Below are 26,347 nucleotides of genomic sequence, written 5' to 3'. Positions count from 1 at the left end.
GAAGGGCGGCCCCGTACGGGGCCGCCCTTCGGCGTTCGGCCTGGTCAGACGCCGGCCGGTGTCTCCTCCGGGGCCGGGGGGACCACCTTCAGCTGGGCCACGCGGCGCGCCGAGCGCTTCGCGCGGCGGCGCTCCTTGCGGAGTTCGACCATTGTGTAGAGGGTCGGCACCAGGAGGAGCGTCAGCAGGGTCGAGCTGATGAGGCCGCCGATCACCACCACCGCGAGCGGCTGCGAGATGAAGCCGCCCTCGCCGGTGACGCCCAGCGCCATCGGGAGCAGCGCGAAGATCGTCGCCAGGGCCGTCATCAGGATCGGGCGGAGCCGGTGCCGGCCGCCCTCGATGACCGCCTCGACGACTCCGAGGCCCTGGGCGCGGTACTGGTTGACCAGGTCGATCAGGACGATCGCGTTGGTCACCACGATGCCGATGAGCATCAGCATGCCGATCATGGCCGGGACGCCCATCGGGGTGCCGGTGACGATGAGCAGGCCGAGCGCGCCGGTGGCCGCGAAGGGGATCGAGACCAGCAGGATCAGCGGCTGGATCAGCGAGCGGAACGTCGCGACCAGCAGCATGAACACGATCGCGATGGCCGCGAACATGGCCAGGAAAAGCGAGCCGAAGGCCTCGTCCTGGTCCTGGGAGACACCGCCGATGGAGGCCGTGGCCCCCTCGGGCAGGTCCAGCGCCTTGAGCTTCGTCTGGAGCGTGGCGCTGACCGCGCCGGTGTTGTCGCCGGCCGGCCGCGCCGTGACGGTGGCGGCGCGGGCGCCGTCGATCCGGGTCATCGCGACCGGGCCGGGTACCACCTTCACCTCGGCGATGTCGCCGAGCCTGGCCTGGCCGACGGGGAGCGCCTGGAGCTCGGCCAGGGTGGTGGCCGGCCGCGCGGACTTGATCAGGATGTCCCGCTCGGTGTCCTCCAGTACCGCCTTGCCCGCCGGGTTGCCCCGTACGGCCTGCGCGACGATCGCACCGAGCGCGGCCTGGTTCAGGCCCGCCTCGGCGGCCTTGGGGGTGGCGGTCACCGAGATCCGGGGCACCGACTGGGACAGGTCGCTCTGCACGTCGGTGACGTCCTTGAGCTTGGCCACCTCCGCGCGGACCTGCTCGGCGGCCTTGGCCAGGACCTCGCCGTCGCCGGCCTTGACGACCACGCTGAGGTTCTGGCTGCCGAAGCCGTCGCCGGCCACGATGCGGGTCTCGCCGATGCCGTCGAGTGCGGCGAGCTTGCCGTCGATCTCCTTCTTGACGCGGTCCGCCGTGCCGGAGTCCTCCAGGGTGACCTGGTACGAGGCCTGGTTGGAGCCCGTACCGCCGCCGAAGGCCGCGAGGAAGCCGGAGGAGCCGACGGTGACCTGGTAGTCCTTGACTCCCTTGACCGAGGCCAGCACCTTCTCGATCTTGCGGCTCGCCTCGTCGCTGGCGGCCAGCGAGGTGCCGGGGGCCAGCTCCTGCTTGACCGTCAGGACCTCCTGCTCGCCCTGGTCGAAGAAGTTCGTCTTCAGCAGCGGGGTCATCCCGAAGGTGCCGAAGAGGACGACGACCGCGATCGCCACACTGGTCAGGCGGCGTCGGGTCGCGAAGCGCAGCACCCGCACGTAGAACCGCTGGAGGCGGCTGCGCGCCTCCTTCTCCTCGGCTTCGCGCCGCGCCTCGGCGGCGCTCTCGGCGTCTCCGGGAGTGACTCCCTTCGGCGCGCGCAGGAACCAGTACGACAGCACCGGTACGACCGTCAGCGAGACGAGCAGCGAGGCCAGCAGGGCCGCGGTGACGGTGAGCGAGAAGGAGCCGAAGAGCTCGCCGATCATGCCGCCGACGAGGCCGATCGGCAGGAAGACGGCGACGGTGGTGAGCGTGGAGGAGGTGACCGCGCCGGCGACCTCCTTGACCGCGGTGATGATCGCGGCCTCGCGCTCCTCGCCGTAGCCGAGGTGGCGCTTGATGTTCTCCAGGACCACGATCGAGTCGTCGACGACGCGGCCGATGGCGATGGTGAGCGCGCCCAGGGTCAGCATGTTGAGCGACAGGTCGCGGGTCCACAGCACGATCAGCGCGAGGACGACAGACAGCGGGATGGAGACCGCAGTGACCAGCGTCGAGCGCAGCGAGGCCAGGAAGACCAGGATCACGATCACCGCGAAGAGCAGGCCGAGCATGCCTTCGGTGGTGAGGCTGGAGATGGACTTGGCCACGGCCGGGCCCTGGTCGCTGACGACGGACAGCTCGGCGCCCCCGCCCAGCGTGGAGCGCAGCTCGGGGAGCTTGTCCTTGACCGCGTCGGAGATGGCGACGGCGCTGCCGTCCTTGTCCATGGTGAGGACGAGGGCGAGGCTGGGCTTGCCGTTGGTACGGGTGATCGAGACGGCCTTGGCCGTCTCCTGCTTCACGGTGGCGACGTCGCCGAGGCGGACGGCCGGCTTGCCGGGTCCGGGGTTCAGCCGGAGGTCCTCCAGCTGGGCGAGGGAGGTGAAGCCGCCGCCGACGCGGACGGTCCGGTTCTTGCCGTCCTCGTCGAAGGAGCCGGCGGGGACGGTGGCGCCGCCGGCCTGGATGCCCTGGGCCAGCGAGGCGCCGTCGAGCCCGGCGGCCGCGAGCTCGGCGTCGTCGGGGGTGACGGTGACCTGGAGGTCCTGTACGCCGTCCACGGTGACCTGGCCGACGCCCTCGATGTCCTCCAGGACGGGGACGACGGAGCTCTCCAGCTGGTCGGCGAGCGCCTGCTGGTCCTTGTCGGAGGTGACGGCGAGGATCACGGTCGGGATGTCGTCGGTGGAACCGGCCACCACCTGCGGGTCCACGTCGGCGGGGAGCCGGACCCGGGCCCGGTTGACGGCCTGGCCGCTAAGACCGCATTACCAGGAGTGCTACGCGTGGGCAGTGGAATCGGTGAGCTGTCCCCCGATGGTGCGCCTTCCCGTGGATCTGGTCGTCGGCACGCCAACAGGCCCGTACGGTTGGGGTTACACGCGCGGCGCCCAGGCGACGTCGCGCACCCTCCCCGGCGGACCTTCACGGGCCGGTCGGTAAGCGTCCGGAGGGACGCACTCACACGGACCGGACGGGCCGCCCAGGCGGCCCGCCGAAACCAGGGTGCGAAGACGATCGGCCGCCAGGCGTGACGTCTGGCAAAGCATCACTCAGCTGATCAGAGACGCTGAAGCGGGACAGCCTGGATGGGTGTGGGATCTCTCTTGAGCACGTACGCGAGGGCTCTCCCACCCTGTCCCGAGCCGGGACGCCACTGCATCGCTCGCAGACCCCGTTCCTATGCGCGCGGCATACCGCGTCTGTATTACGCGACCGCACTGCGGGAACGTGCCGCTACTCGGCCCGGGGGCGGACGAGTCCCGATTCGTACGCGATGACCACCAATTGGGCACGGTCGCGGGCGCCGAGTTTGGCCATGGCCCGGTTCACGTGGGTCTTGACGGTCAGCGGGCTGACCTCCAGTCGGCCGGCGATGCCGTCGTTGGAGAGTCCGGCGGCCACGTGGACGAGGACCTCGCGCTCCCGGCCGGTCAGCGCGGCGAGCCGTTCGGAATGCGCGGCTCCGGTCCCGGCGTCGACGGCCTCGCGGCTGGCCTGGGCCAGGAAGGTCGCGATCAGCCCCTTGGTGGCGGCCGGGGAGAGCAGGGCCTCGCCCGCGGCGGCGACGCGGATCGCGTTGAGCAGCTCGTCGGGCTCGGCGCCCTTGCCGAGGAAGCCGGAGGCCCCGGCGCGCAGGGCCTGGACCACGTACTCGTCCACCTCGAAGGTCGTCAGCATCACCACGCGCACGGCGGCGAGCTCGGGGTCGGCGCTGATCATCCGGGTGGCGGCGAGCCCGTCGGTGCCCGGCATCCGGATGTCCATGAGGACGACGTCGGGGCGCCGTTCGCGGGCGAGGGCGTAAGCCTGCGCCCCGTCGGAGGCCTCCCCGACGACCTCCATGTCGGCTTCGGAGTCGACGAGCACCTTGAAGGCGCTGCGCAGTAGGGCCTGGTCATCGGCGAGCAGGACTCTGATCGGCGTCGGCGTCTCTTCCACGGCCCTGACCCTACCCGCCGTCACCCGGCGGCTTCCCGGGCACTACCTGGGCACTATCCGAGGGCCATGATCACCAGGGTCGTGGTCGCCGCTACCTCGGACAGGGCGCCGAAGACGTCGCCGGTGACCCCGTCGAAGCGGCGGACGCAGCGGCGCAGCAGGAGGTGGGCCGCCAGCAGGGCGGCGGCGACGGCCACCGCGTGCCGGGCGGCCGCCGGCAGCCCCAGCGGGAGGGCGGCGGCCGTGGCGGCCAGCAGCGTGAGCGCGGCGACGGCGACGGCCGCCCGGCGCGGGACCACGCCCGCGACCGTCGCGCCCAGGCCCTCCGGGCGGGCCGCCGGGACGCCCTCGCGGGAGGCCAGGGTCATCGCGAGCCGCGCGGTGACCGCCGCCAGGACAGCGGCGAGCGCCCCGCGGACCCAGCCGTCGGCATACGCCTCGGACAGGGCCGCGACCTGGATGAACAGCATGAGCAGCAGCGCCACCACCCCGAAGGGGCCGATGTCGGACTGCTTCATGATCCGCAGTGCCTCTTCGGCGGGCTTCGCGCTGCCCAGCCCGTCGGCCGTGTCGGCCAGGCCGTCCAGGTGCAGGCCCCGGGTGAGCGCGGCGGGTACGGCCACCGTCACCGCCGCCGCGAGCAGCGGACCGCCGCCGAGCAGCAGGAGGAGCACTCCGGGTACGGCGGCCAGCAGCCCCACCACCAGTCCGGCGAGCGGGGCGCAGGCCATGCCGGTACGGGCGGCCGGGCGGTCCCAGCGGGTGATGCGGGCCGGCAGCACGGTGAGGGTGCCGAACGCGAAGCGCAGGCCGTCGCCGAAGGAGGCGCGTTCCGAGGGCGGGGCCGGCGGCGTGTCATCGAACGAATCTCTCATCGGCGAGAACGCTACCTGTTGACTCCGGACGGTAAATTACCCATTACGTCCCAAAAGGGGGAGGGGTGTCATGGGTCACTGGTGGTACCGGAACATCGTCGAGCCGGGGAAGCTGCCGCTCCTCCTCGCCCTGCTCTCGTTCGTACTGTCGTTCCTGGTCACTCGCTTGATCACCCGGCTGATCCGGGCCGGGAGGGGCCCCTTCAAGAACGTCACCCCGGGCGGCCTCCACATCCACCACGCGGTGCCGGGGGTGGTCCTCGTGATCATCGGTGGCTTCGGCGCCATCGGCAGCGGCCGGCACGGCTTCGGCGCCGTCATCTCCGCCGTGCTCTTCGGGCTGGGCGCGGGCCTGGTCCTGGACGAGTTCGCGCTGATCCTGCACCTCGACGACGTCTACTGGAGCGAGCAGGGCCGCAAGAGCGTGGAGGTCGTGGTGCTGACCGCCGCCCTGGTGGCCCTGGTCCTGGGCGGGTTCCTGCCGTTCGGCGTCGACCAACTGACCGCCGAGGAACGGCAGAGCCGGGGGCTCGTCGTCATGAACACCGCCACCAACTTCTTCCTGGCCCTGATCGCCCTGTGGAAGGGCAAGGCCCGTACCGCGTTCTTCGGCACGGTCATCCCCCTCGTGGCGCTGGTCGGCGCGGTCCGGCTGGCCCGGCCCGGTTCCCCGTACGCGAAGAGGTTCTACGCGAAGCGCCCCCGGGCCCGGGCCAAGGCCAGGCTGCGCGCCTTCCACCACGACCGGCGCTGGGCGGCGCCGCGCCGCAAGTTCGAGAACTTCATCGGCGGCACCCCCGATCCGGAGCGGCCCATCGCGGACAGGCCGGGGCCAGGGCCGGGGCCAGGGCCGTGACAGCGCGACGGGCCCACCCCCGGGAAGGGGTGGGCCCGTCGCGTCGTCTCGCGTCGTCGCGCGTCGTTCCGCCTTGGTTCCGGTTCCCGAACTCGGCCTGTCAGCCGGGGATCAGCCCGTCGTCGCTGAGCATCTCCCGGACCTCGTCGAGGCTCGCGTCCGGTCCGGGCAGGATCAGTTCGGACGGCTCCAGCGCCTCGTCCGGGAGCGGCTCGCCCAGCCGTCGTACCGCGTCGAGCAGCGCGCCCAGCGTCCGCCGGAAGCCCTCCTCGTCGCCGGACTCCATCTCCTTCAGGAGCTCGTCGTCCAGCGTGTCCAGCTCGGCGAAGTGGCTCTCGGCCACCTTCACCTGACCTTCCCCCATGATGCGGACAATCATGACGGGCCCCGTCCTACTGCTTGTCGAACCGGTGCTGGGTCTGGGACGGCTGGGCGGTGCCCGGGGCGCCGCCCTCGATGGCCTGCTGCTGGGCGGACGGGCCGCCCGCCAGCTCGGCCTTCATCCGCTGGAGCTCCAGTTCCACGTCCGTACCGCCGGAGAGGCGGTCCAGTTCGGCCTGGATGTCGTCCTTGGAGCCCAGGCCGCTCTGGTCGTCGAGCGCGCCGGAGGCCAGCAGCTCGTCGATCGCGCCGGCACGGGCCTGCAGCTGGGCGGTCTTGTCCTCGGCCCGCTGGATGGCCAGGCCGACGTCGCTCATCTCCTCCGAGATACCGGAGAAGGACTCCGCGATCCGGGTCTGCGCCTGGGCCGCGGTGTACGTGGCCTTGATGGTCTCCTTCTTCGTGCGGAAGGCGTCCACCTTGGCCTGGAGGCGCTGGGAGGCGAGGGTCAGCTTCTCCTCCTCGCCCTGCAGGGTCTGGTGCTGCACCTCCAGGTCGCTGACCTGCTGCTGGAGGGAGGCGCGCCGGGACAGGGCCTCGCGGGCCAGGTCCTCGCGGCCGAGGGCGAGCGCCTTGCGGCCCTGGTCCTCCAGCTTGGCGGACTGGCTCTGGAGCTGGTTCAGCTGCAGCTCCAGACGCTTGCGGGAGGTCGCCACATCGGCGACGCCGCGGCGCACCTTCTGAAGCAGCTCCAGCTGCTTCTGGTACGAGTAGTCGAGGGTCTCGCGCGGGTCCTCGGCCCGGTCCAGGGCCTTGTTCGCCTTCGCGCGGAAGATCATCCCCATACGCTTCATGACACCGCTCATGGGCTTCGCGCGCCCCCTTCTAGACGGACTGTGCTCCAGGTCACCGACAGGACCCACAGTACGGGCCCTGCTTCCATTACCGCACTGTTCGAGTGCGGATGCGCTCCTCCTCCAGGACGACTGCTCCTCCGCCTTGTCAGGCGTAAGGAGTAGGTGGCCCCCCGACCCGCTCGGGCAGGAGCGGGAGCGGGAGAGGGCCGGCCGTGCGCGAGAAACCGTGCGCGAGGACCTCTCGGCCCTCCACACGGTCCTCACAGGAGGAAGACGCCCGCCGTTGCCGGATCGTTCCCCGCCGGGGTGGGGGCCGTGCCCGCGACCACGTAGGCTTGGGTTTTGTGTTTGGTAGCCGCTCCTCCAAGGAAGAGAAGGCCGCCGCCACCGACAAGGTGAGCGCCGACCTCTCGCAGCCCCGTGACCCGCAGGCCCCCAAGGGCCGACCTACGCCGAAGCGCGCTGTGGCCCAGTCGCAGCGCAAGGCCGTCGTGGCCTCGACCGGCAACCGCAAGGAGGATGCCAAGCGAGCCCGCGAGCGCCGTCGCGTAGAGATGGCCAAGCAGCGCGAGGCGCTGGCCAGCGGCGACGAGCGCTATCTGCCGACCCGCGACAAGGGCCCGGTGCGCAAGTTCGTCCGCGACTACGTGGACTCCCGCTTCTCGGTCGCCGAGATGTTCCTGCCGCTGGCGGTGATCATCCTGGTGCTGAGCATGGTGCGGGTGCCGTCGATCCAGAACATCGCGCTGATGCTGTGGCTCGGCGTGATCGCGCTGATCATCGTCGACTCCATCGGCCTGGTGATCCGGCTCCGCAAGGCGCTGAGCCAGCGCTTCGCCGACGAGCCGCGCCGCGGCGCGGTCGCGTACGGCCTGATGCGCACCCTCCAGATGCGCCGACTGCGCCTGCCCAAGCCGCAGGTCAAGCGCGGGGAACGGCCCTGAGCCGAGGGACGCCCGGAGCGTCGGGGGGCAGCGTCACGCATGGCTGGGCCTCGGGGGGCGCGAGGCTGTGGCTGGAGGGCCTGGGCGGACTGCGCAACGCCGTCCGTCAGGAACTCGTGGGCCGACAGGTGGACGAGCAGATCGCGCACCGCTTCCCCGTGGGCCAGCGGCTGCGGGTCCTCGACGTCGGCATGGGCCAGGGCACCCAGGCGCTGCGCCTCGCGCGCGCCGGGCACAAGGTCACCGGCCTGGAGATGGATCCGGGCATGCTGGAAGTCGCCCGTGAGGCCCTGGCCGGCGAACCGGCCGGGATCCGGGACCGGGTCGTCCTGCTGGAGGGCGACGGCCGCGAGACGGGCGCGCACTTCCTGCCGGGCAGCTTCGACGTGGTGCTGTGCCACGGGGTGCTGATGTACGTACCCGAGCCGGACGCGATGCTCGCCGGGCTGGCCCGGATGCTGGCGCCGGGCGGGCTGCTGTCCCTGCTGGTGCGCAACGGCGACGCGCTCGCCATGCGGCCCGGGCTGGACGGCGACTGGTCGGGCGCGCTGGCCGCCTTCGACACCGTCGACTACACGAACCGGCTGGGCCTGGACGTACGGGCCGACCGGCTGGCCGGGCTGACCGCCACGCTGTCCGGAATCGGGGCGCCGCTGCAGGCCTGGTACGGAGTGCGGATCTTCACCGACGGCACCGAGGCCGGGGAGGATCTCCCGCCGGAGGACGAGCTGGAGCTCCTGCTGGCCGCCGAGGAACGCGCCGGCCGCACCGATCCGTACCGCGGGGTGGCGGCGCTGCTGCACTTGTGCGGAGTCCGCGGCTAGCGTCTCTGATCACCACACGATCGCCACGGATCCCCAAGGAACCACGAGAGCCCGAGTGCCGAGAGGGCCGGGCCACCGTCTGGTGGCCCGGCCCTCTCGCGTTCCCGGATCTCTGGATGGACGGGGACCTACCGACCCTGACCTACTGGTGGGGGAGCGGCTTGCCCGAGGTCGCGTCGATGACCTTGCGGTCGCCCAGCGGCTGCTGGAGCGTCGTCGTGACGGTCATCTCCTGCGCGAGCATGATGCAGGCCTGGCCCGGCTTGGTCGGGGTGTCGATGATCTTGACCAAGACCGATTCGGGCTGCTCCCGCGCCTCCAGGGCGTAGGTGCTGCACACGCCGCCCCAGAAGTTCACGGTCAGCTTCCGGTCGGCCTCCCTGTACGAGAATCCGGGCACGGTACGTCCCTCCGAGGGCGCCGGGTCCGAGGGCGCCGGGCCGCCATTGCCGTCGGCCGCCGCCGGCTGGACCACCGTGTGGCCCGGGGCGCCGCCCTTGCCGGCCACCTCGAACAGCCAGGCCGGCACCAGACCCCGGGAGCCGTCCACCGTCCCGGGCGCGAGCCCGAGCACGGCCCCGGTTACGGTCTCGGTCCGCGGCGGCTTCATGGGCCGGGGGTCCGGGTTGCACGGCAGCGTGTCCGTCGGCCCCACCGGGGTGTCCGGCTCCAGCGGGACCGAGGTCGCGCAGCCGCTGGGGCCGGGGCCGGATCCGTCGGAGCCCTTCGCCTTCTCGTTCAGCCGGGCCAGCGCCTCGACCGCCCCGACCACCTTCTGCTCGCCGGCGCGGACGGGGGCCTTCAGCTCGCCGCTGCCCGCCACCACCTGCGAGCCCGTGCCCACGGTGATCCGGGTGGACCAGCCCTGGGTGGGCAGCCCGCCGACCACCGGGTCCGCCGTGACGACCCGGGCAGAGTCCTGGGTGAGGCGGGCGTCCAGCTTGGCCCCGTCCTGGCCCGCGGCCGCGAGCACCGGGGCCGCGGCGGCCTTCGCGGCCTCCTCGCTCACCGGCTTGCCCTGGGCGGCGTTGCCGCCCGCGTCCTGGGGGAGCGTGGCCGGGCCGCAGGTGTCCTTGCCGCGCACGCAGTCGTCCCCGGCGCCGTTGCCCGGCTGGAAGCGGTTGAAGTTCCAGGTGCCGGGGGCCTTGAGGCTCACCGTCAGCCGGGGTCCGGAGCCGTCGGCGCCCTCCCCGGCCAGCCAGGTCTCGCCGGACAGCCGGGGGGCGCCCGCGATGCCGAGTGCCGCCGCGAGCCGGGCCACCTCCGCCGAGGTGACCTCGCCGGACGCGGCGAAGGCGGGCGCGGTGGCCGGGGCCTCCGGGAGCTTGGCCTCCGCCCGGTACACCACGGCGCCGCCGGACGGGTCGGGCTCGCCGGGGGCGATGCCCGGGGCCGAGGGGCTCGGCGCGACGCGGGGCGCGGAGGCCGCGCTTTCCCCCGTACGGCCGCCGCCCGCGCCGTCGCCGTAGGCCGTGGACGCCCAGTACGCCGTGCCGCCGCCCGCGAGCAGGACGGCGGCGGCGATCGAGCCGATGGCCCAGGCCGGCCGCCGTCGTGTGCCCCGTGATGTGTCGGGTTGTTCGCTGGTCACCGCATCGCTCCTTCGCCCGTCCCGCTGGTCGCGTCGTGCTTGATGCGGGTGTGACGGAACAGACGCGCAACCGGTTCCCCGTTTACACGCCGTACTCGGCCGTGGCGGCGATCAGCCGGGCCGAGGCGGGCGGGACACTGATCCCGTGGATCTGCGAGGGCGCGACCCGGTCCGGCCGGGGCCCGGCCGGGACCGCCCAGTGCGGGGCCATCCGGGCGCAATCCCCCAGCAGTCGCGCGAAATCGGACCGCCCGTCGGAGGCGTACTCGGCGTGCTCGGCATACCCGAAATCATCCGTGTAGGTCATGGAGGCACCGTAGGCACCGGGCCGGGCACGAAGAAAGAGCTACTACGGGGTAGTTTCATCCGGTCGGATTCCATGCTGTAAGCAGGTAGTTTTGACTGTCAGCATGCCGCCTTTCGCAGGAGCGTCCACGCCGTGCGTATCGCAGTCACCGGCTCCATCGCCACCGACCACCTCATGACCTTCCCCGGCCGTTTCGCCGACCAGCTGGTCGCGGACCAGCTGCACACGGTCTCCCTCTCCTTCCTTGTCGACAACCTCGACGTCCGCAGGGGCGGTGTGGGCCCGAACATCTGCTTCGGAATGGGGCAGCTCGGCATCCGCCCGGTCCTCGTCGGCGCCGCCGGCTCCGACTTCGACGAGTACCGGGCCTGGCTGGACCGGCACGGTGTCGACACCAAGTCCGTCCGGATCTCCGAGGTACTGCACACCGCGCGCTTCGTGTGCACCACGGACGCCGACCACAACCAGATCGGCTCCTTCTACACGGGCGCGATGAGCGAGGCCCGGCTGATCGAGCTGAAGTCCGTCGCCGACCGGGTGGGCGGGCTGGACCTCGTCCTGATCGGCGCCGACGACCCCGAGGCGATGCTCCGCCACACCGAGGAGTGCCGGTCCCGGGGGATCCCCTTCGCCGCCGACTTCTCGCAGCAGATCGCCCGGATGGACGGCGAGAACATCCGCACCCTGATGGAGGGCGCGACGTACCTCTTCTCGAACGAGTACGAGAAGGGGCTCATCGAGTCGAAGTCCGGCTGGAGCGACGAGGAGATCCTGGCCAAGGTCGGCACTCGGGTCACGACCCTGGGCTCGCGCGGAGTCCGGATCGAGCGGATCGGCGAGGAGCCGATCACCGTGGGCTGCCCCGAGGAGACCGCGAAGGTGGACCCGACGGGCGTCGGCGACGCGTTCCGCGCCGGGTTCCTCACGGGCCTCGGCTGGGGCGTCGGCCTGGAGCGGGCGGCGCAGCTGGGCTGCATGCTCGCGACGCTGGTCATCGAGACCCTGGGCACCCAGGAGTACACCCTGGCCCGGGCGCACTTCATGGAGCGCTTCACGAAGGCGTACGGCGAGTCCGCGGCCGCCGACGTCCGCGCCCACCTCGCATAGCGCCCACCCCGCGAGAGCCCACCCCGCATGGCGGCCGCCTCGCATAGCGGCCACCTCGCATGGCGGCCGCCCCGCGAGAGCCCACCCCGCGTGGCGGCCGCCCCGCGTGGCGGCCGCCTCGGGTCGCCACCCCGACCCCGCCCGGTCACCGCCGGGCGGGGTCCGGCTGGGGCCCGGGCGGTCCGGGCGGGCCCGGCGCCCGGCCGGAGGATCAGAGCAGTCGGCGGACCGTGTACGCCACGCCCGCCGGGCGCGCGGCCTCGCCCAGGTACGCGTGGCCCCGCATCACGCACCACGCCGGGATGTCCAGCCGGGCGACCTCGTCGTCCGACACGACGGTCACGGTCCCGCCCACCGGCACCCGGTCGATGACCCGCGCCAGCTCGATCACCGGCTGCGGGCACCGCAGCCCGAGGGCGTCGATCTCCAGGGCCTCCGACTCCGTCTCCGCCCCCGCCCCCGGCACCACCGCGGCCGGCTCCGCCACGCCCAGTTCGGCCCGCACCCGCGCCACCACCCCCGGCAGCACCTCCAGGAACCCGTTGACCTCCTCGGCCGTGGTCCCGGCCGGGAGCGAGACCCGGACGTTTCCCTCCGACAGGACACCCATCGCCCGCAGCACATGACTCGGGGTCAGGGTGGAACTCGTACAGGACGAGCCCGAAGACACCGAGTACCCCGCCCGGTCCAACTCGTGCAGCAGGGTCTCCCCGTCCACGTACAGGCAGGAGAAGGTGACCAGGTGCGGCAGCCGCCGCTCCGCGTCGCCGACCACCTCCACATCCGGCACCAGCCGGGCCACCCGCCGACGGATCCGGTCCACCAGCACCCGCAGGCGGGCCGCCTCCGCGTCCGCCTCGGCCCGTACGGCCCGCAGCGAGGCGGCCGCCGCGACGATCGCCGGGAGGTTCCCGAAGCCGGGGGAGCGGCCCGACTCCCGTTCGTCCGCGGGGCCTTGGGGTGAGAAGCGGACGCCCTTGCGCACCGCCAGCAGGCCTACCCCGGGCGGGCCGCCCCATTTGTGCGCGCTGCCCACCAGAACCGACCAGGCCGCCTCCACCGGCCCCCAGCCCAGCGACTGCGCCGCGTCGACCAGCAGGGGCACCCCGGCCGCCCCGCAGGCCTCGGCCACCTCGGCCACCGGCTGGACCGTGCCCACCTCGTGGTTGGCGGACTGGAGGCACGCCAGCGCCGTGCCCGGGGTCAGCGCGGCCGCGTACGCGTCGGGCTCGACCGCCCCCGTACGGGCCACCGGGACCTCGGTGACCGAACCCCCGGCCGCCGCGTGGGTCTGCGCCGCGTGCAGTACGGAACTGTGTTCAACCGCCGATACGACCAGATGTCCGCCGATGCGCCGGCGCCCGGCGAGCGCTCCCGCGATGCCCGAGTGAACCGCGTGCGTCCCCGAAGGAGTGAACACGAGCTCGTCCGGGCGACAGCCCACCGCCTCGGCCGCCGCCTCCCGCGCGGCGTCCAGCAGCAGCCTGGCCCGGCGCCCCTCCCGGTAGAGCCGGGCCGGGTCCGCCCAGCCCTCGTCCAGGGCGGCCTGCAGCGCCTGCCGGGCCACGGGGTGCAACGGGGCGGCGGACGCGGTGTCGAAGTACGGCATTCGGCCACGCTAGCCGCAGGCCCGTACCATCCGAGGTCAGGGGCCGTCAGAAGCCGTCCGGAGTCGGCCATTCAGGGCCGGATGGACCGTCCCCCGTACGGCGGATCCATCCCTTCGGGGGCAGTAGCGGCGCGTTGGGCACCCTCCCCGCGCGACCCCAAATAGCGTCCAGTAGGGTTTGGTCCGCATAAACATCCAAACCCCTGCCTGCGTCAGGGCCGGCGACCGACCCGAATACGGCCGCGGCCGGCCGCGCGGGCCGAGACTCTCGGGAAGGCGCTACGTGAGTCCCTACGGCTCCGACCGCTCGCCGCGGCGCCCGATGCGGCGGAAGCTGCTGCAGGCGCTGACTGCGGGCGTGGTCCTGGCGACCGCCACTGGTTGCTCGTATACATGGCAAGACTTTCCCCGCCTCGGAATGCCGACTCCGGTAACCGAGGAGGCGCCGCGCATCCTCTCCCTGTGGCAGGGATCCTGGGCGGCCGCGCTCATCACGGGCTTCCTGGTATGGGGCCTGATCATCTGGAGCGTCATCTTCCACCGGCGCAGCCGGACGAAGGTGCAGGTCCCCCCGCAGACCCGGTACAACATGCCCATCGAGGCGCTGTACACCGTGGTCCCGCTCATCATCGTCTCGGTGCTCTTCTACTTCACCGCGCGTGACGAGTCGAAGCTGCTCGAACTCTCCAAGCCGGCGCACACGATCAACGTGGTCGGCTACCAGTGGAGCTGGGGCTTCAACTACGTCGAGAACGTCGATGGCGACGCGGCGAGCCCGAAGGCCGGCGAGGTTCCCAAGGAGCTCGCCAACATCCCGGACCGCTTCACCAAGGACTTCCCCGCGGGCGCCGAAGGCGTCTACACGAAGGGCGTCCCCGGCGATCGCAACCCGCAGACCGGCAACCCGGGGCCGACCCTCTACCTGCCCAAGGGCGAGAAGGTCCGCTTCATCCTGTCGTCGAACGACGTCATCCACTCCTTCTGGGTGGTCCCCTTCCTGTTCAAGCAGGACGTCATCCCGGGCCACACCAACGTCTTCGAGGTCATCCCGTCCCAAGAAGGCACCTTCATGGGCAAGTGCGCCGAGCTCTGCGGCGTCGACCACTCCCGGATGCTCTTCAACGTGAAGGTCGTCTCGCCGGAGAAGTACCGGGCTCACCTCAAGGAACTGGCCGAGAAGGGGCAGACCGGCTTCCTCCCGGCCGGCATCAAGCAGACTGACCCGGCCCGGAACGCGGAGACGAACAAACTGTGAGCATCCTCAACGAATCTCAGGGTGCCGCCGCAGCTGACTCGTACGAGAACGAGCTGCCGGTACGGCGCAAGCAGCCGGGCAATGTCGTCGTGAAGTGGCTCACCACCACCGACCACAAGACCATCGGCACGATGTACCTGCTCACCTCGTTCGTGTTCTTCATGATCGGCGGGATCATGGCGCTCTTCATGCGCGCCGAGCTGGCCCGTCCGGGCACGCAGATCATGTCGAACGAGCAGTTCAACCAGGCATTCACGATGCACGGCACGATCATGCTGCTGATGTTCGCGACGCCGCTGTTCGCCGGATTCGCGAACTGGATCATGCCGCTGCAGATCGGCGCGCCCGACGTGGCGTTCCCGCGGCTGAACATGTTCGCGTACTGGCTGTACCTCTTCGGCTCGCTGATCGCGGTGGCCGGCTTCCTCACGCCGAACGGCGCGGCCGACTTCGGCTGGTTCGCCTACTCGCCGCTGACCGACGCGGTCCACTCGCCGGGCATCGGCAGCGACATGTGGATCATGGGTCTGGCCTTCTCCGGCTTCGGCACGATCCTCGGCTCGGTCAACTTCATCACCACGATCATCTGCATGCGCGCCCCCGGCATGACGATGTTCCGCATGCCGATCTTCACCTGGAACGTGCTGCTGACCGGTGTTCTGGTCCTGCTCGCCTTCCCGGTGCTGGCCGCCGCGCTCTTCGCGCTGGAGGCCGACCGCAAGTTCGGTGCGCACGTGTTCGACGCGTCCAACGGCGGCGCACTGCTGTGGCAGCACCTCTTCTGGTTCTTCGGACACCCAGAGGTGTACATCATCGCGCTGCCGTTCTTCGGAATCATTTCCGAAGTGATCCCGGTCTTCTCCCGCAAGCCGATGTTCGGTTACATCGGTCTGATCGGTGCGACGATCGCGATCGCCGGCCTTTCCGTGACCGTGTGGGCCCACCACATGTACGTCACCGGCGGTGTGCTGCTGCCGTTCTTCTCCTTCATGACCTTCCTGATCGCGGTACCGACCGGTGTGAAGTTCTTCAACTGGATCGGCACCATGTGGAAGGGCTCGCTGTCCTTCGAGACCCCGATGCTCTGGGCCGTCGGCTTCCTGATCACCTTCACCTTCGGTGGTCTGACCGGCGTCATCCTGGCCTCGCCCCCGATGGACTTCCACGTCTCCGACTCGTACTTCGTCGTCGCGCACTTCCACTACGTCATCTTCGGCACCGTGGTATTCGCGATGTTCTCCGGCTTCCACTTCTGGTGGCCGAAGTTCACGGGCAAGATGCTGGACGAACGCCTCGGCAAGATCACCTTCTGGACGCTGTTCGTGGGCTTCCACGGCACGTTCCTGGTGCAGCACTGGCTGGGTGCCGAGGGCATGCCGCGTCGTTACGCGGACTACCTCGCCGCCGACGGCTTCACCCTGCTGAACACCATCTCGACGATCAGCTCGTTCCTGCTGGGCCTGTCGATGCTGCCGTTCATGTACAACGTCTGGAAGACGGCGAAGTACGGCAAGAAGATCGAGGTCGACGACCCGTGGGGCTACGGCCGTTCGCTGGAGTGGGCGACGTCCTGCCCGCCGCCGCGGCACAACTTCCTCACCCTGCCGCGGATCCGTTCCGAATCCCCGGCGTTCGACCTGCACCACCCGGAGATCGCGGCCCTCGACCATCTTGAGGACCACGGCGCCGGCACCATGGCCGTCACCGGTGGCAAGGAGGCCGGCAAGTGAAGATCCAGGGCAAGCTGTTCCTCTGGCTCTCCTTCTTCATTCTGATCATCGCCGTCGTGTACGGCGTGTGGTCGAAGGAGCCCGTAGGCACCACCGCGCTCTTCCTGGCCTTCGGCCTGAGCGTCATGATCGGCTACTACCTGGCCTTCACGGCCAAGCGCGTGGACGAGATGGCCCAGGACAACCTGGAGGCCGACGTCGCCGACGAGGCGGGCGAGCTGGGGTTCTTCTCCCCGCACAGCTGGCAGCCGCTCTCGCTGGCCATCGGTGGCGCGTTCGCCTTCATGGGCGTCATCTTCGGATGGTGGCTCATGTACTTCTCGCTCCCCGTCATCCTGATCGGCCTGTGGGGCTGGGTGTACGAGTACTACCGCGGTGAGAACCAGAACCAGTAGCCACACCTAGTGGCTGAGCCATCGCGCGTTCGCCGCGTGGCGCACTTGGGGCCCGGATACCTCGAACAGAGGTATCCGGGCCCCTCGTTTGCAGTCACCCCGCGCGCAGTAATGGTCATACCTTCATAGCGTTGGCTCCATGAAGCACTCACCGCGTCTTTGGACGGTACTCAGCTGCTCCCTGCTGGTCGCGTCCCTCGGGGCCGGCGCCACCGCATGCGGGTCGTCCGGAGACAACCCGCTGTCCGCCCGCCCGTACGACGCGGGCGATCAAGTCGCCTTCAACCAGGCCGCCGGCAGCCGCCCCGTGGACCACAAGCGGCCCCTGGAGATCACCGCCAAGGGCGGCGACGGCCGGATCACCGACGTCACCGTGGTGGACACCCACGAACGCCGCCTGGCGGGCGAGTTGTCCGCCGCCGGGGACCGCTGGCACAGCACCGTCCCGATGGCGGCGGGTACCCGCTACACCGTCACGGTGAACACGGAGGACCAGCGAGGCGCCCCGGGGCAGCGCACACTGACGTTCGAAACGACCCCGGCCAAAGGAGTCCTCAAGGTCGAATTGGGACCGAAGGAGGGCAAGTACGGGGTCGGACAGCCGCTCACGGCCACACTCAGCGAGCCGGTCAAGGACAAGGCCGCCCGCGCCATCGTCGAACGGGGGCTCATCGTCGACGCCCCGCCCGGAGTCGTGGGCAGCTGGTACTGGGTCGACGACAAGACGGTCCACTTCCGCCCCAAGGAGTACTGGCCCGCCCACTCGACTGTCTCCGTACGGAGCAACCTGGAGGGCATCAGGATCACCAACGCGCTCTACGGCGCCGCGGCCAAGCCGGTCAAGCTGGAGATCGGCGACCGCGTCGAGGCCACCACCGACGCCTCCGGGCACTACATGGAGTTCAAGCGCAACGGAGAAGTGATCAACACCATTCCGGTGACCACCGGCAAGCCCGGCTTCTCCACCCGCAACGGGGTCAAGGTGGTCCTCGGCAAGCAGTACTTCGTCCGGATGCGCGGCGACACCGTCGGCATCGGGGGCAGCGAGAACTACGACCTGCCGGTGTACTACGCCACCCAGGTGACATGGAGCGGTGAATTCGTGCACGCCGCGCCGTGGTCCGTGGGCTCCCAGGGCTACGAGAACGTCAGCCACGGCTGCACCGGCATGAGCACCGGCAACGCCGCCTGGTTCTACGAGAACATCACCGAGGGCGACATCGTCAAGGTGGTCAACAGCATCGGCGAGGACATGGACAACTTCGGCAACGGCTACGGCGACTGGAACCTGGACTGGAAGGACTGGCGCCAGGGCAGCGCCCTGCTCAAGGGCACCCAGGAGGGCCGCAGCCCGATCGACCAGGCACGACTGCGTCCGCAGGTCTGAGCGCCCCGGGCCTCCCGGGGCCCTCGGGGCGCCGGGCGGTGTCCGGGCGCCCGTACGGCCGTCACCGGTGCACGGAGGCCCTTTCGGGCCCCGTGCACCGGAATACCCGCAATACCCGCCTCAGGCCGCGTTGGAGGACAGCCGCGCCCGCAACAGGCCCGCCAGGGCCGCCGCGAACTCCACCGGGTCCACCGGAAGGGTCACCGCGGCGTCCGCGCGGCTCCACGTGGCCAGCCAGGCGTCCTGCGGGCGGCCCATGAGCAGCAGCACCGGCGGACACCGGAAGATCTCGTCCTTGATCTGCCGGCACACGCCCATGCCCCCGGCCGGAACCGCCTCGCCGTCCAACACGCAGACATCGACACCGCCCGCGTCCAATTCGCTCAGGACCGCCGGAAGCGTCGCGCACTCCACGAATTCCACGGGCGGCAGGTCCGCGGCCGGCCTGCGCCCGGCCGCCAGCCGCACCTGCTCCCGGGTACCCGCGTCGTCGCTGTAGACCAGAACCCGCGCAGTCGCCCGCATTTCGTCCTCCACATGTCACGTGAGTCACGTTGATGTTGCGCGGGATGCTACTCCGTCCGACCCGGTGTCAACATCGGTTCGTCCATGTCCCGCGAGACATCGCACAGGGGCCGTCTGATGGGCCGTTCGGGCCTTGCACACCCCTTGGACACTCCGAACGGCACCCCCCGGGGTGAGGGCGGGATAAGCGACCGACATAATGTCGGTCGTGGCGACAGCAACGACAGTAGATACCGGGCACGCGCACCCGACGGTCAACCGGCCGAACCTCGTCAGCGTCGGAACCATCATCTGGTTGAGTTCCGAGCTGATGTTCTTCGCGGCCCTCTTCGCGATGTACTTCACCCTGCGATCCGTGACAGGCACCGAGTACTGGACAGAACAGGCTTCATTCCTGAATCTGCCCTTCTCGGCGACGAACACGACGATCCTGGTGCTCTCCTCGCTCACCTGCCAGCTCGGCGTCTTCGCCGCCGAGCGCGGTGACGTGAAGAAGCTCCGGACGTGGTTCATCATCACGTTCGTCATGGGTGCGATCTTCATTGGCGGCCAGGTGTTCGAGTACACCGAGCTGGTCAAGCACGAGGGCCTGAGCCTCTCGTCCGGTCCGTACGGCTCGGTGTTCTACCTGACCACCGGCTTCCACGGTCTGCACGTGACGGGCGGTCTCATCGCCTTCCTGCTGGTCCTCGGCCGGACGTACGCGGCCAAGAGGTTCACCCACGAACAGGCCACGTCGGCCATCGTCGTGTCCTACTACTGGCACTTCGTCGACGTCGTCTGGATCGGCCTCTTCGCCACGATCTACCTGATCAAGTAGCGAATACGTCGCCGGGCGGGGCCCGGCACTCCATCCAGACACACCGACGCAGAAGATCCTGACACCGGGGTAATCCGTGAAAAAGCTCTCCGCACGACGACGCCATCCGCTGGCGGCGGTCGTCGTTCTACTCCTCGCGCTGGCGGCCACTGGGGGGCTGTACTCCGCCTTCGCGCCCGCAGGCAAGGCGCAGGCCGAAGAAACCGCCCAGTCCCTCGCCATCGAGGAGGGTGCCAAGCTCTACGCCGTGGGTTGCGCAAGCTGCCACGGAACCGGCGGTCAGGGTTCCTCTGACGGCCCGAGCCTGGTCGGCGTCGGCGCTGCGGCCGTCGACTTCCAGGTGAGCACGGGCCGCATGCCCGCCCAGCAGCCCGGCGTCCAGGTGCCGAAGAAGCCCGTCGTCTACACCCAGGCGCAGACGGACCAGCTGGCCGCGTACATCGCGTCCCTCGGTGCCGGCCCGAGCGTGCCGTCCGAGAAGCAGTACGACCCGGCGGGCGCCGACATCGCCAAGGGTGGTGAGCTGTTCCGCAACAACTGCGCGCAGTGCCACAACTTCACCGGCGAGGGCGGCGCGCTGACGAACGGCAAGTACGCCCCCAACCTCGAGGGCGTCTCGCCGAAGCACGTCTACGAGGCCATGCTCACCGGCCCGCAGAACATGCCCTCCTTCCCGGACAGCACCATGCCGGAGAAGCAGAAGAAGGACATCATCGCGTACATCCAGAACGTCAACGGCGAGAAGTCGACCAGCCCCGGTGGCCTGAAGCTCGGTGGCCTCGGCCCCGTCTCCGAGGGTCTGTTCGGCTGGATCTTCGGTCTGGGTGCGCTGATCGCTGTCGCCGTCTGGGTCGCGGCCCACACCGCTAAGGCCAAGAAGTCATGAGTAGCCAAGACATTCCCGAAGAGAAGCACCTGCCGAGTGAGCAGGGCGACGCGCACCACGGTGGTGTAGCGGTGGCGGTCGACCCGTTCGCCGACCCCGGCCTGCCGGTCCACAAGCCGCGCATCCAGGACATCGACGAGCGGGCCGCGAAGCGCTCCGAGCGCACCGTGGCCATGCTGTTCACGCTGTCGATGCTCGCCACGATCGGCTTCATCGCCTCCTACGTGACCTTCCCGGTCGACAAGATCGTTTTCATCTTCCCCATCGGGAAGGTGAGCGCGCTCAACTTCGCCCTCGGCATGACCCTGGGCACCGCCCTCTTCTGCATCGGCGCGGGCGCGGTCCACTGGGCCCGCACCCTGATGTCCGACGTGGAGGTCGCCGACGAGCGCCACGCGATCGCGGCGCCGCCGGAGCTCAAGGCGAAGGTCATGCAGGACTTCGCCGACGGCGCGAACGAGTCCGGCATCGGCCGCCGCCCGCTCATCCGCAACACGATGCTCGGCGCGCTGGCCCTGCTGCCGCTGTCCGCCGTCGTGATCCTGCGCGACCTGGGCCCGCTGCCCGAGCTCAAGCTCCGCAAGACCGTCTGGGCGAGGGGCAAGCTGCTCATCAACCAGAACACGATGGAGCCGCTGCGTCCCGAGGACGTGCAGGTCGGTTCGCTGACCTTCGCCATGCCGGAAGGCCTGGAGGAGGACCAGCACGACTTCCAGATCCAGATCGCCAAGGCCGCCCTGATGATCGTCCGTATCCAGCCGGAGGACATCAAGGACAAGCAGGAGCTGGAGTGGTCCCACGACGGGATCGTGGCCTACTCCAAGATCTGCACCCACGTCGGCTGCCCGATCAGCCTGTACGAGCAGCAGACGCACCACGTGCTCTGCCCGTGCCACCAGTCCACCTTCGACCTCTCCGACGGCGCCCGAGTCATCTTCGGCCCCGCTGGTCACGCGCTTCCGCAGCTGCGGATCGGCGTCAATGACGAAGGCTTCCTCGAGGCGCTCGGCGACTTCGAAGAGCCCGTCGGTCCTGCATTCTGGGAGCGCGGATGAGCACCCCCGACAACAACAAGCGCAAAGCGGCGCCGGCAGGCGAACGCGTAGCCGACTGGGCGGACGGCCGCCTGGGCATCTACACGCTCGCCAAGTCGAACATGCGCAAGATCTTCCCGGACCACTGGTCCTTCATGCTGGGTGAGATCGCCCTCTACAGCTTCATCATCATCATCCTCACGGGTGTGTACCTGACGCTGTTCTTCCACCCGAGCATGAACGAGGTCGTGTACCACGGCTCGTACGTCCCGATGCAGGGCGTGCTGATGTCCGAGGCCTTCGCCTCGACCCTCGACATCAGCTTCGACGTCCGCGGCGGTCTGCTCATCCGGCAGATCCACCACTGGGCGGCGCTGATCTTCGTCGCGGCCATGCTCGTGCACATGATGCGCGTCTTCTTCACCGGCGCGTTCCGCAAGCCGCGCGAGATCAACTGGATCTTCGGCTTCCTGCTGCTGGTCCTCGGCATGTTCACCGGTTTCACCGGTTACTCGCTGCCGGACGACCTGCTCTCGGGCACCGGTGTCCGCTTCATGGAGGGCGCGATCCTGTCCGTGCCGATCGTCGGCACGTACCTGTCGTTCTTCCTCTTCGGCGGAGAGTTCCCGGGCGGCGACTTCGTCGCGCGGTTCTACTCGATCCACATCCTGCTGCTGCCCGGCATCATGATGGGCCTGCTGGTGGCCCACCTGATCCTGGTCTTCTACCACAAGCACACCCAGTTCGCGGGCCCCGGCAAGACGAACAACAACGTCGTCGGCATGCCGCTGCTGCCGGTCTACATGGCCAAGGCCGGAGGCTTCTTCTTCCTGGTCTTCGGTGTCATCGCGGCCATCTCGGCGATCGCCTCGATCAACCCGATCTGGGCGCTCGGCCCGTACCGCCCGGACCACGTGTCCACCGGTGCGCAGCCCGACTGGTACATGGGCTTCTCCGAAGGCCTGATCCGTGCCATGCCCGGCTGGGAGATCAACCTCTGGGGCCACACGCTCGTCCTGGGCGTGTTCGTCCCGCTGGTGATCTTCCCGCTGGTCCTGGCCGCGATCGCGGTGTACCCGTTCATCGAGTCCTGGGTCACCGGCGACAAGCGCGAGCACCACATCCTGGACCGCCCGCGCAACGTCCCGACCCGGACGGGCTTCGGTGTGGCCTGGCTGACGTGGTACGTCATTCTGCTGATCGCCGGTGGAAACGACATGTTCGCGCAGTACTTCCACATGTCGATCAACGCGATCACCTGGTTCGCCCGCATCGCGTTCTTCGTCGGTCCGGTCATCGCCTTCGTCATCACCAAGCGGATCTGCCTCGGCCTCCAGCGCCGGGACCGGGACAAGGTGCTGCACGGTCGCGAGACCGGCATCATCAAGCGCCTGCCGCACGGTGAGTTCGTCGAGGTCCACGAGCCGCTCTCGCAGGGCCAGCTGCACACGCTCACCTCGCACGAGCAGTACAAGCCGGCCGAGATCGGCCCGACGGTCGACGAGAACGGTGTCGAGCGCAAGGTGACGCGCACCGAGAAGCTGCGCGCCAAGCTCAGCAAGGGCTACTACGCGGAAGACAGCCAGATTCCGAAGCCCACGGTTGAGGAGTACACGGAGATCCAGAGCGGCCACGGCCACCACTGATCCCCCGCACGACCGCATGAGGGACTGATTCCGGTCAGTCCTGGTGTCGCCACGGTGAGAGCCCCGTCCAGCGTCTGGACGGGGCTCTTCGCCGTCCCCGGGGCTGGATAGGCTGAAGCCCTTCCCATTCGACGTGGGCAGCGAGTACGGGGGCGGCCCACTAGCACAGGAGCGGACCATGAACGTTGTGACCCCGGCAGGCGGCGACAGCGTGGCGGCACGCGGCTGGCCGGGCCTCCTCGACGCCCTGCTGACGGGACAGGACCTCGGCGCGGACGACACGGCGTGGGCGATGGACCGGATCATGCGGGGGGAAGCCACCGACGCCCAGATCGCGGGCTTCGCGGTCGCGCTGCGGGCCAAGGGGGAGACGGTCGCGGAGATCACCGGCATGGTGCGTGCCATGTACGCCCACGCCAACCTGATCGAGGTGCCGGGCCGGACGGTGGACATCGTCGGCACGGGCGGCGACGGGGCCAAGACGGTCAACATCTCGACGATGTCGGCGATCGTGGTGGCCGGTACGGGCGCCAAGGTGGTCAAGCACGGCAACCGGGCCGCGTCCTCCGCGAGCGGGTCCTCGGACGTGCTGGAGAAGCTCGGCGTCAACCTGGACCTGACCCCGGCGCGGGTGGTGGAGGTCGTCGAGGAGGCCGGCATCACCTTCTGCTTCGCGGTGAAGTTCCACCCGGCGTTGCGGCACGTGGCCGCGGCCCGCAAGGAGCTGGGGATCCGGACCACCTTCAACTTCCTCGGCCCCCTGACGAACCCGGCGCGGGTACGGGCCCAGGCCACCGGTGTGGCCGACCCCCGGGTGGCCCCGATCGTCGCGGGCGTGCTCGCCGAGCGGGGCTCCTCGGCGCTGGTCTTCCGGGGTGACGACGGCCTCGACGAGCTGACGACCACCGCCACCTCCCGGGTGTGGTGGGTCCGCGACGGCCGGGTCGCGGAGCAGTCCTTCGACCCGCGCGACGTCGGTATCCCCCTGGTGGAGGTCTCCGCCCTGGCCGGCGGGGACCCCTCGTACAACGCGGACGTCGCGCGGCGCCTGCTGGCGGGGGAGACGGGCCCGGTCCGTGACGCGGTGCTGCTGAACTCGGCGGCGGCGCTGGTGGCGCTGGACCCGGGGACCGGGTCGTTGGAGGAGCAGATCGCCGCCGGGATCGCCCGTGCGGCCGAGTCCATCGACTCGGGCGCGGCGCGGGCCGCGCTGGAGCGGTGGGTCACGGCCAGCAACGCCTGATGTTTCGAGCCAAGGCCCCGGTCCGCCATTCGGACCGGGGTCTTGCGATCGGGGGATCTTGTGGCAGGATGCTGAACAGGTCACGAGTGACAGCGTGTAGGCCCCGGCTTGCTGTCCGGCAACCCTCCTTCCGTGGCGGGGTGCCCCGGGTGATGACCAGGTCGTAGGCAGCAAGGCCTACGGCAAGCGCGGATCCCTCGACACCAGGGGTCCTGGTCTCTCGAGGAGCGTTTTCCGTGAGCAAGCGAATGCGATAGGGCGACTCCGCCCCTTCTTCATCCCTCGGATCCGGGTCTCTTTCGTGTACCCCCCTTCAGTTCCGAGGACTTCCCCGTACCCCGGACGGCCGACGAGGCGTACCCGCGTACGGGCAACCGAAGCCATTCAGCCCTGCCTGCCGGGAGATACCGCCATGTCCGCAACCCTGAACGCCGCCACCTCCGTGAACGCCGCCACCTCCGTCTCCGTCTCCGTTTCCGCCGCCGTCGAGCCGCTCGCCGTCCTCGGCCGGGACGTGACCGTCCCGCTGGTCACCGGGGGCGAGGTCACCTACGCGGCCCTCGACTACGCGGCCAGCGCCCCCGCGCTCCAGCGGGTCTGGGACGACGTGGCCGCGTACGCCCCGTACTACGGCAGCGTGCACCGCGGCGCGGGCTACCTCTCCCAGCTCTCGACGGACCTCTTCGAGCAGAGCCGGGTCACGGTCGCCGAGTTCCTCGACTGCCGCCCCGCCGACCAGGTGATCTTCACCCGGTCCACCACCGACTCGCTGAACCTGCTGGCCTCCGTGCTGCCGGCCGACTGCCAGGTGTTCGTCTTCGAGACCGAGCACCACGCCTCGCTGCTGCCGTGGGTGGACGCGCGGGTCACGTACCTCAACGCCCCGAGGACCCCGGGCGAGGCCGTCGCCACCCTGGAGCGGGCGCTGGCCGACCGCGACCCGTACGGCCCGGCGCTGGTCTGCGTCACCGGTGCCTCCAACGTCACCGGCGAGCTGTGGCCGGTGAAGGAACTCGCCGCCGCCGCGCACGCCCACGGCGCGCGGATCGTCCTGGACGCCGCCCAGCTGGCCCCCCATCACCCCGTCTCGGTCCGGGACCTCGACGTGGACTGGGTCGCCTTCTCCGGCCACAAGCTCTACGCGCCCTTCGGGTCGGGCGTCCTCGCCGGCCGCGCGGACTGGCTCCAGGAGGCCGAGCCGTACCTGGCCGGCGGCGGGGCCTCCCGCAAGGTCGCGCGGCGCGAGGACGGCGGCGTGGACGTGGAGTGGCACACCACGGCCGCCCGTCACGAGGCGGGTTCGCCGAACGTCATCGGCGTCTACTCCATCGCCTCCGCCTGCCGCGCGCTGAACGAGGCCGGGTTCGAGAACCTCGTCGCCCGGGAGCGCCTGCTCATCGCCAAGGTCCGCGAGGGCCTGGCGGAGGTCCCGGCGGTCCGCGTCCTCTCCCTCTTCGGGGACGACGCCCCGCGCGTCGGCGTCATCTCCTTCGTCGTGGACGGCTGGAACAGCTCCCACTTCGCCGCCGCGCTGTCGGCCGAGTACGGAATCGGCGTGCGCGACGGCCTGTTCTGCGCCCACCCGCTGGTCCGCACCCTGCTGGGCAGCGAGCCGCAGGCCCAGGGCGAATGCGGAGCGCCGGAGGCGGCGCCGGGGGAGAGGTCCCTCAACGCCATCCGCGTCAGCTTCGGCGCCGGCACCCCCGACGAGCACGTGGACCGCTTCGTCCGCGCGGTGAGGGAACTCGTCGCGGACGGCGCGAAGTGGCAGTACCGCACGGAAGAGGGCCGCTGCGTGCCCGCCGTGTGACAGGCCGCGGATCATGACGGTGGCAGCCAATCCAGCCTCGCCGGCGTTTGAGGCGCGGGGTCTGGGGCGGAGCCCCAGGAAACCCCGCGCCGCCGGGGACCCGGGGCCCCCCGCGCCCCGCCCGCCCAACCCCCCCGGGGGGGGGCCCGGCGGGGGTACGTGGGCGGCCCCACCCCCCCGCGGCGGGGGGGGTTGGGGCGCGGGGGGGGGGGGGGGCCCCCCCCCCGAACCCCGGCTCCGCCGGGCACCGGGCTCCGCCCGGACCCGCGCCTCAAACGCCGGCGAGGCTGGAT

22 protein-coding genes, 1 pseudogene and 1 riboswitch are annotated in these 26,347 nt (G+C 70.4%); of the genes and pseudogenes, 14 read left to right on the top strand and 9 right to left on the bottom strand.

The features are described from left to right. Nucleotides 1–44: 44 nt before the first annotated feature. From MTF65_RS29570 to cobS, 3 genes and pseudogenes are all read right to left on the bottom strand, one after another. Nucleotides 45–2,843: pseudogene (locus tag MTF65_RS29570) on the bottom strand (efflux RND transporter permease subunit); the annotation flags it as partial. A 484-nt stretch (nt 2,844–3,327) separates the two neighbouring features. Further along, complete coding sequence (locus tag MTF65_RS29565; protein ID WP_243632068.1) at nt 3,328–4,032, bottom strand: response regulator transcription factor; 705 nt, start codon at nt 4,030–4,032, stop codon at nt 3,328–3,330. A gap of 53 nt (nt 4,033–4,085) precedes the next feature. Next, nucleotides 4,086–4,907 carry an adenosylcobinamide-GDP ribazoletransferase gene (cobS, locus tag MTF65_RS29560; RefSeq protein ID WP_243632067.1) on the bottom strand — a complete coding sequence of 274 codons (822 nt, stop codon included), beginning with the start codon at nt 4,905–4,907 and terminating at the stop codon, nt 4,086–4,088. Between the two features lie 70 nt (nt 4,908–4,977). Between cobS and MTF65_RS29555 the strand changes: the two genes are divergently transcribed. Next, nucleotides 4,978–5,763: a hypothetical protein gene (locus MTF65_RS29555; RefSeq protein ID WP_243632066.1), complete on the top strand. Its 786-nt coding sequence runs from the start codon at nt 4,978–4,980 to the stop codon at nt 5,761–5,763. A gap of 100 nt (nt 5,764–5,863) precedes the next feature. Here MTF65_RS29555 and pspAA read toward each other — a convergent pair whose 3' ends face one another. Together pspAA and MTF65_RS29545 are read right to left on the bottom strand one after the other, a co-directional pair. Beyond that, complete coding sequence (gene pspAA / locus MTF65_RS29550; RefSeq protein WP_243632065.1) at nt 5,864–6,142, bottom strand: PspA-associated protein PspAA; 279 nt, start codon at nt 6,140–6,142, stop codon at nt 5,864–5,866. 13 nt (nt 6,143–6,155) lie between these two features. After that, nucleotides 6,156–6,950 carry a PspA/IM30 family protein gene (locus tag MTF65_RS29545; protein WP_243632064.1) on the bottom strand — a complete coding sequence of 265 codons (795 nt, stop codon included), beginning with the start codon at nt 6,948–6,950 and terminating at the stop codon, nt 6,156–6,158. Between the two features lie 326 nt (nt 6,951–7,276). On the opposite strand from MTF65_RS29545, the gene MTF65_RS29540 reads away from it, so the two are divergent. Continuing rightward, the gene (locus MTF65_RS29540; RefSeq protein ID WP_243632063.1) at nt 7,277–7,885 is read left to right on the top strand and encodes a DUF3043 domain-containing protein; all 609 of its coding nucleotides are present in this window, start codon (nt 7,277–7,279) and stop codon (nt 7,883–7,885) included. A gap of 116 nt (nt 7,886–8,001) precedes the next feature. Then, a complete protein-coding gene (locus MTF65_RS29535; protein ID WP_243632062.1) occupies nt 8,002–8,709 on the top strand; it encodes a bifunctional 2-polyprenyl-6-hydroxyphenol methylase/3-demethylubiquinol 3-O-methyltransferase UbiG in 708 nt (235 codons plus the stop codon). Between the two features lie 142 nt (nt 8,710–8,851). Here the strand turns inward: MTF65_RS29535 and MTF65_RS29530 are convergent, their stop codons facing one another. Further along, nucleotides 8,852–10,300, bottom strand: coding sequence for a hypothetical protein (locus tag MTF65_RS29530; protein WP_243632061.1), 1,449 nt, complete (start codon nt 10,298–10,300; stop codon nt 8,852–8,854). Nucleotides 10,301–10,382: 82 nt separating this feature from the next. Then, the gene (locus MTF65_RS29525) at nt 10,383–10,607 is read right to left on the bottom strand and encodes a hypothetical protein (RefSeq protein ID WP_243632060.1); all 225 of its coding nucleotides are present in this window, start codon (nt 10,605–10,607) and stop codon (nt 10,383–10,385) included. A 132-nt stretch (nt 10,608–10,739) separates the two neighbouring features. On the opposite strand from MTF65_RS29525, the gene MTF65_RS29520 reads away from it, so the two are divergent. Continuing rightward, nucleotides 10,740–11,714 carry a carbohydrate kinase family protein gene (locus tag MTF65_RS29520; protein ID WP_243632059.1) on the top strand — a complete coding sequence of 325 codons (975 nt, stop codon included), beginning with the start codon at nt 10,740–10,742 and terminating at the stop codon, nt 11,712–11,714. Between the two features lie 211 nt (nt 11,715–11,925). Here MTF65_RS29520 and MTF65_RS29515 read toward each other — a convergent pair whose 3' ends face one another. Beyond that, entirely contained in the window at nt 11,926–13,323 is a 1,398-nt protein-coding gene (locus MTF65_RS29515) for a cysteine desulfurase/sulfurtransferase TusA family protein (protein ID WP_243632058.1), read from the bottom strand. 283 nt (nt 13,324–13,606) lie between these two features. Between MTF65_RS29515 and coxB the strand changes: the two genes are divergently transcribed. The 4 genes from coxB (at nt 13,607) to MTF65_RS29495 (ending at nt 18,090) form a co-directional block, all read left to right on the top strand. Then, complete coding sequence (gene coxB, locus MTF65_RS29510) at nt 13,607–14,578, top strand: cytochrome c oxidase subunit II (RefSeq protein ID WP_243632057.1); 972 nt, start codon at nt 13,607–13,609, stop codon at nt 14,576–14,578. Further along, nucleotides 14,575–16,308 carry a cytochrome c oxidase subunit I gene (ctaD, locus tag MTF65_RS29505; RefSeq protein WP_243632056.1) on the top strand — a complete coding sequence of 578 codons (1,734 nt, stop codon included), beginning with the start codon at nt 14,575–14,577 and terminating at the stop codon, nt 16,306–16,308. The genes coxB and ctaD overlap by 4 nt, the downstream gene beginning before the upstream one ends. Then, the gene (locus MTF65_RS29500; RefSeq protein WP_243632055.1) at nt 16,305–16,703 is read left to right on the top strand and encodes a cytochrome c oxidase subunit 4; all 399 of its coding nucleotides are present in this window, start codon (nt 16,305–16,307) and stop codon (nt 16,701–16,703) included. Before ctaD ends, MTF65_RS29500 begins: the two co-directional genes overlap by 4 nt. 139 nt (nt 16,704–16,842) lie before the next feature. After that, nucleotides 16,843–18,090 (top strand): Ig-like domain-containing protein, encoded by a 1,248-nt coding sequence (locus MTF65_RS29495; protein ID WP_243632054.1) that lies wholly within the window; start codon nt 16,843–16,845, stop codon nt 18,088–18,090. 120 nt (nt 18,091–18,210) lie between these two features. On the opposite strand, the gene MTF65_RS29490 is transcribed toward MTF65_RS29495, so the two are convergent. After that, on the bottom strand, nt 18,211–18,615 hold the full coding sequence (locus MTF65_RS29490) for a hypothetical protein (protein WP_243632053.1): 405 nt from the start codon (nt 18,613–18,615) through the stop codon (nt 18,211–18,213). A 199-nt stretch (nt 18,616–18,814) separates the two neighbouring features. Here MTF65_RS29490 and MTF65_RS29485 point away from each other — a divergent pair, with 199 nt between their 5' ends. From MTF65_RS29485 to MTF65_RS29460, 6 genes are all read left to right on the top strand, one after another. Beyond that, nucleotides 18,815–19,435, top strand: coding sequence for a heme-copper oxidase subunit III (locus tag MTF65_RS29485; protein WP_243632052.1), 621 nt, complete (start codon nt 18,815–18,817; stop codon nt 19,433–19,435). A gap of 76 nt (nt 19,436–19,511) precedes the next feature. Beyond that, nucleotides 19,512–20,321, top strand: a complete 810-nt coding sequence (locus tag MTF65_RS29480; RefSeq protein WP_243632051.1) for a c-type cytochrome — start codon at nt 19,512–19,514, stop codon at nt 20,319–20,321. Continuing rightward, the gene (locus MTF65_RS29475) at nt 20,318–21,376 is read left to right on the top strand and encodes a ubiquinol-cytochrome c reductase iron-sulfur subunit (protein ID WP_243632050.1); all 1,059 of its coding nucleotides are present in this window, start codon (nt 20,318–20,320) and stop codon (nt 21,374–21,376) included. The genes MTF65_RS29480 and MTF65_RS29475 overlap by 4 nt, the downstream gene beginning before the upstream one ends. Then, nucleotides 21,373–23,001 (top strand): cytochrome bc complex cytochrome b subunit, encoded by a 1,629-nt coding sequence (locus MTF65_RS29470; protein ID WP_243632049.1) that lies wholly within the window; start codon nt 21,373–21,375, stop codon nt 22,999–23,001. Before MTF65_RS29475 ends, MTF65_RS29470 begins: the two co-directional genes overlap by 4 nt. A 178-nt stretch (nt 23,002–23,179) precedes the next feature. Then, complete coding sequence (gene trpD, locus MTF65_RS29465) at nt 23,180–24,244, top strand: anthranilate phosphoribosyltransferase (protein ID WP_243632048.1); 1,065 nt, start codon at nt 23,180–23,182, stop codon at nt 24,242–24,244. 78 nt (nt 24,245–24,322) lie between these two features. Beyond that, nucleotides 24,323–24,439, top strand: a riboswitch (SAM riboswitch). 217 nt (nt 24,440–24,656) lie between these two features. Then, on the top strand, nt 24,657–26,054 hold the full coding sequence (locus tag MTF65_RS29460) for an aminotransferase class V-fold PLP-dependent enzyme (RefSeq protein ID WP_243632047.1): 1,398 nt from the start codon (nt 24,657–24,659) through the stop codon (nt 26,052–26,054). The last annotated feature ends 293 nt before the right edge of the window (nt 26,055–26,347 follow it).

Origin of the sequence: Streptomyces sp. APSN-46.1 (assembly GCF_022815725.1) — a bacterium.
Lineage (GTDB): Bacteria > Actinomycetota > Actinomycetes > Streptomycetales > Streptomycetaceae > Streptomyces.
The sequence above is the reverse complement of the archived record's forward strand: the minus strand, read 5'-3'. Positions and strand labels throughout refer to the sequence as shown.